Source organism: Nonomuraea sp. B19D2, from assembly GCF_040137845.1.
GTDB lineage: Bacteria > Actinomycetota > Actinomycetes > Streptosporangiales > Streptosporangiaceae > Nonomuraea.
Genome location: NZ_JBEFAK010000114.1, coordinates 1 through 4,897 on the forward strand (window position 1 = coordinate 1; position 4,897 = coordinate 4,897).

Annotated in this window: 5 protein-coding genes; 3 read left to right on the forward strand and 2 right to left on the reverse strand. The window is 65.4% G+C overall.

The genetic code is table 11. The annotated features are described in order from the left end of the window. The first annotated feature begins 195 nt into the window (after window positions 1-195). The 3 genes from ABN273_RS58845 to ABN273_RS58855 all read left to right on the forward strand — a co-directional run bounded on the left by ABN273_RS58845 (window position 196) and on the right by ABN273_RS58855 (window position 2,794). Entirely contained in the window at window positions 196-645 is a 450-nt protein-coding gene (locus tag ABN273_RS58845; protein WP_349458522.1) for a GntR family transcriptional regulator, read from the forward strand. 108 nt (window positions 646-753) lie between these two features. After that, window positions 754-1,353 (forward strand): phosphotransferase, encoded by a 600-nt coding sequence (locus tag ABN273_RS58850; protein ID WP_349458524.1) that lies wholly within the window; start codon window positions 754-756, stop codon window positions 1,351-1,353. A gap of 478 nt (window positions 1,354-1,831) precedes the next feature. Then, on the forward strand, window positions 1,832-2,794 hold the full coding sequence (locus ABN273_RS58855) for an ankyrin repeat domain-containing protein (RefSeq protein WP_349458525.1): 963 nt from the start codon (window positions 1,832-1,834) through the stop codon (window positions 2,792-2,794). 236 nt (window positions 2,795-3,030) lie between these two features. Here the strand turns inward: ABN273_RS58855 and ABN273_RS58860 are convergent, their stop codons facing one another. Both ABN273_RS58860 and ABN273_RS58865 read right to left on the reverse strand, forming a co-directional pair. Next, window positions 3,031-3,384 (reverse strand): hypothetical protein, encoded by a 354-nt coding sequence (locus ABN273_RS58860; protein WP_349458526.1) that lies wholly within the window; start codon window positions 3,382-3,384, stop codon window positions 3,031-3,033. Between the two features lie 324 nt (window positions 3,385-3,708). Continuing rightward, window positions 3,709-4,170, reverse strand: coding sequence for a hypothetical protein (locus ABN273_RS58865; protein WP_349458527.1), 462 nt, complete (start codon window positions 4,168-4,170; stop codon window positions 3,709-3,711). Between the last annotated feature and the right edge of the window lie 727 nt (window positions 4,171-4,897).

Genomic DNA, 4,897 nt, shown 5'->3' on the forward strand with positions numbered 1-4,897 from the left:
CCAGATGCGGAAAGACCGCTTCGAACTTCGCCGCCAGCATCGTCACCGTCTCTGCCGCCACGCCCATACCACAGCAACGATCGACAGCCCCGAAAGCTACGGGTTATTCCCCTGCAAGCCCTTAGCCTTGAGTCCGTTGTTGCTCGGCAAGGGAGCCTCATAACTCACGGCAAAGCTCAGCCCGCCTACGCCACGTTGGCCAGCGACCTCCGCCAGCGGATCGCCAGTGGCGAATATCCGCCAGGCGGGATGATCCCGTCTGAGACGACGCTCATGCAGACGTACGGCGTTGCTCGCGGCACCGTGCGACAAGCACTCGCGGAACTGGAACGCGAGGGCCTCGTCGTTAGTCAGATGGGCCGCAGTCGCAGAGTGCAGGGGCAGCCCGCAGAGGGTACGAAGCCTGCCACGCGCTACGAGGACGTGGCCAACCAACTCCGCGTCGCCATCAAGGCCGGCGAGTTCCCTCCCGATGTCCGGCTGCCTGGTGAACCTGTCCTTGCCGAGAGGTTCGGCACGGCACGCATCACAGTACGCAAGGCCCTGGAACTGCTTCAGCAGGAGGGCCTGATCGTCGTCATCCCCAGCAAGGGCCGTTTCGTGGCCACCAGTTCGCCACCGAGCAACACAAGCAGAGAGGGCTGATCAATGGCCATGCCCCCCACCTCGCGAGGCTTCTCGCAGCAGGACGCTCATAGAGCGCTCATCGCAGCCTGCGACCATGCCGGGCTGGACAGCCGAGGGGCGGTCCCCATGCGGCTGGGCGAGAACGCGCTGTACCGGCTCGCGTCCGTCCCGGTGGTGGTGAGGATCGCTCGCAATGTGCGACTGCTGCCCGATGTTCAGAAAGAGGCGGCGGTCGCGACCTGGCTTGAAGCTGCCGGCTTCCCCAGCGTGCGGCTGTTTCCGGACTGCCCCCAGGCAACCGTTCACGAAAGCCGGGTAGTGACGTTCTGGCGCCACGTGGACGGATCCGGACCGGCTCCCGGGTTCGTCGACCTGGCGGTGATTCTCAGGCAGTTGCACGATGTGCCCAAGCCGGTGGACCTGGTCCTGCCGCTGTTCGACCCACTGGCGCGCGTGGAGGACCGCTTGAACAGTGCCGGCAACGTCGCGGACGACGATCTCGAGTTCCTCCGCCAGCGGGTCGAGGACCTGTATGCCGAGTACAGCAGCATCAACTTCGCCCTGCCCGCCGGACACATTCACGGCGATGGCCACAAGAGCAACCTGCTGCGACGTGCAGCGGATGGACGGGTGATCCTGCTCGACTTCGAGGCGTTCGCGTGGGGGCCGCGCGAGTGGGATCTCTGTACGGGCATCGGGATCCCGTTCAGGGGTTCCGGTGGGTGACGCCGGAGGAGTACGCACAAGCTGTGGACGCGTACGGTTTCGACGTCACCGAATGGCCCGGCTTCCATACGTTTGCGCCGGATTCGTGAGATGACGATGACCACCTGGCTAATGCAGAACGTCGACCACAACCCCGAGATCCGTGCCGAGTTCGACCGACGCGTGGCCTCACTGCGGCATGACGTCCTGCCGCGTGTCTGGAAGCCGTTCTGAAGCCGGATTTTCTCGGGTGAATTCCCTCAGGCAGCTCCGCTTCTAAGACCTGCACCCGTGGGCAGGCAGATCTCGACCTGCTCAGCATGGATTTCGCGGTGGCTTCTGCCTACCGTCACGTTGATAGCGGTCGATCCCCAATTGCCGGAGAAGTTTGATAAGGCGCCATGCCGGGGGGACACCAGCCGACACACCGGAATTGTCCTTGCCCTCCGCCATGATGGGCCCCGCTCGTATCCGCTCACGTGATCTCGAAGGAGCCGTCATGACCGCCAACCACACTGCCGGATGGTCCGATTTCGGGTGGCATTTCTGGAAGGACCTCGCTCTCGTCCGCGCCAGCCTCGACGCGGGCGCCGACCCGAACAATGGGCCGTACTCCTTCGAGCGTCCCCTGCACGCCGCGGCGCACCGCGGTTCGCCGGAGGCGGTCGCCGAACTGGCAGGCCGCGTCGACGACGTCGACGCGGAGTGCGAGGGCCGCACCGCGCTCTGGGAGGCCGTCTTCAACGACCGGCCCGAGAACGCCCGTGCCCTGGTTGCCGCTGGAGCGGACCCGTGGCGCCCGATGATGGGTGGCTGGTCGCCCGGTCGGCTGAGCCTGGCGAGCCCCACGCCTGGCCTGTTCTTCCCGTTCCCGCCGGATCACGTCGGTCTGGCCGAGGCTGAGGCCGCCGCCGTGGCGGAGGCCGAACGCCTGACCGGCGCGCTGGGCCGCATCGAGTGGGACGGTCACAGCCTGGCATGCGTACGCGGCATCAGTGCCGCCGAGGCGGCACGGCGCTTGGCCGCCGAACCCGCAGACGAGGAAGAGCTGGAAGAGATCATGGAAGACCCCTTCGACGACGAGGCCATGCAGGTCATCGGCTTAACCGACGTGCCAGGCGGCTGCGTCGTCAGCCAGCAGTGGGGGTACATGGCCGCCACTCCCGTCGTCATGAAGGAACTGTCGGCGGGCACGGTCGCCTACGGCATGTACGCCAACCCCAAGAGCGGCAACCAGGGCCGCGTGTACCGCGACGTCGAGGTCGTGGCCTGGGATACCCACCCGGGCGGCGGCGACGTGTCTTCCGATGATTCGGCCGAGGAGATCCTGCTCAAGTACCTGTACCAAGGCCACGCCGAGGCCTATTGCTTCGCCGGCGCGGGCTTGCACCCGACTGACGCCCGCGCGATCTCCAGTCCGGACACGCACTGGCGGCTGCCCGAACGGGACTACTGGCGCTGACCAAGCGGTCGCTGCGATCTTGCTCCCCCGCCGGCGGTGTGACGAGGCGGCCGTAGTCGAGCAGCAGTCCAGGGCCGCCGCCATGGCGAGCAACAACGGAACGGTGAGTGGCGGTAGCAGGCCGAAGTTGGCTGCGTTAGCGCCACTGGCCGTTCGGATGTGGGAAGTAGTCGCTATTGCATCTGGTGGAATCTCGGATTATCTGACACGTCGCCTGTGCCGAGCTGGGATTGCTGTCAGGCGGTGGAAGCTGTCTCGCGTTCGGCGAGGTACTCGTCGAGGAGATTGAACAGGGTGTCGATGACGAGTTCTTCCTGCCCGGCGGACAGTTCCCAGTGGTCCCAGGTGGCGAGAGCGATGTGGCGCACCTGTCCTGACCAGTGATGACTGCAGGCCTCGCCGCGACGAGCGATGAGCCATTCTGTCCATCCCTGTAAGCCGGGTCCACCGTGGCGTCTGGCGTGCTGGTCGTAGCCTTCAAGGAACGCCTCCAGGCCCATTAGCCGACCGCCGACGACGAACATCTCTGGTCGATGCCTGACGGTGGCGAAGTATTCGCGCTCGCTCATCTCGCTCAGGGTCTTGGTCATGATCGATGTTCTCACCTGCAGACTTGCCAGGCGATTACTTCTAACGAAAGATCCTTTCGCTAAAGTAATCGGTTGGAGGGTGACGAAGCCTGAGCCGGGACGGTCGCGTCCTCGGAGCGGTGGAAAAGCTCGATGAGGTAGGTGCCGTGAGTGGATCTTAGGCGGCGGCTGTCTCGGGTGTCGAGTCGGCCGGCGCGGTGGCTTCCGGGTGGAGCTGGGCGGGTGGGTGGAGCAGAGCCCGTCGACATGCCGGCCAAGGTGAGCGAGCCGGTTCGGCCGCCCTCGCGGAGCTCGGTCCCTTCCCTGATCTGGCACGCCGCCGCGTCACAGGGGTCCCGGCACGACCCCGTGACAAGCGGTGGCTGCGCAGGTTGACATCCCGTCAAGCGGCGTCGAGGCTCCGGTGATCTTGCGGGCCATGTCCACCAGGGTGGGGCTGGGCTGGCCCTGTTGGGTGCGGGCGGCTGCTTCGATGGCGACGGCGACGGTGCGGCGGAAGTTGTCGGCCTCGGCCGGGTCCTGCTGCTTGAGCAGGTTCATGGATGCGGTCAGGGCCGGCAGGACTTGGTCGGCGAGTTCGGCTACGGTCTTGCCGTACTTGACGCCCTTGGGTGCCTTGGTGAGGACGTGGCCGACCAGGCCGGTGGCGGAGGTCAGGGTGATGGAGCCTTCGGTGGCGACCTTGTGGGCCGAGCCGGCGGCACCAGTGGCGGACATCAGGGAGACGGCACCCCACGCGGCGATCCGCAGGGTGAGCTTGTCCTGGTCGTTAAGGGTGATCGACATGATGTTGTGCTCCTTCAAGCTGTTACGAGATTCAACTGAACGGACAGGCGCTGAACCGTTCATGGCATCCACGATCGCCGACTGCTCTGATACCGGGCCGTTGCCGTCCTGACGCGGCCGCTGACACGACATCGCCCAGTCAGCGCGAGGGCTGGCCAGCTGGGTCGATGGCCTTGGAAATCTTGCGGGCCATCTCAGAGCGGCGGGATCGCCATCGTTGTCGGTCACCAGCACCGGCGTGCGCAGGCAACGCACGCCCAAGATCAGCCAACGCCGGGGTGATTGCCGGACGCGATCCAGCAGGGAGGTCAGATTCGGCTTGTGCAGCGGGGGTGACGCTTGGAATGTACGCACGGATTTGGCACGGTCAACGACTGCGTTCGTCGCATGCCCAGGCGGTCGTAACGGGTCGCCGGAGACCCGAATGGCTCAGAATCAGGGTCTGACCTGGGGAAACGCCATCAAGATCATCCCGCGTATGTCCCCTGATCATGGTCTTACGGCTGCCTGTGGGCACCGTCGGCTGCCTATCAAGGTCCACCAAGCAAAAGACCTGCGGCTGAGAAACCGCAGGTCAGGGGTTGAAATGCCTGTTCAGGTGAGTGCCCCCGGCAGGATTCGAACCTGCGGCACCCGCTTTAGTCTCCGATCTCCCCTGGTGGAGGAGGCCGTTCTGGCCTGAAAATCGGGGTGGTTGCCCGCTGACGTCGTATCTCCTTGGTCGTTC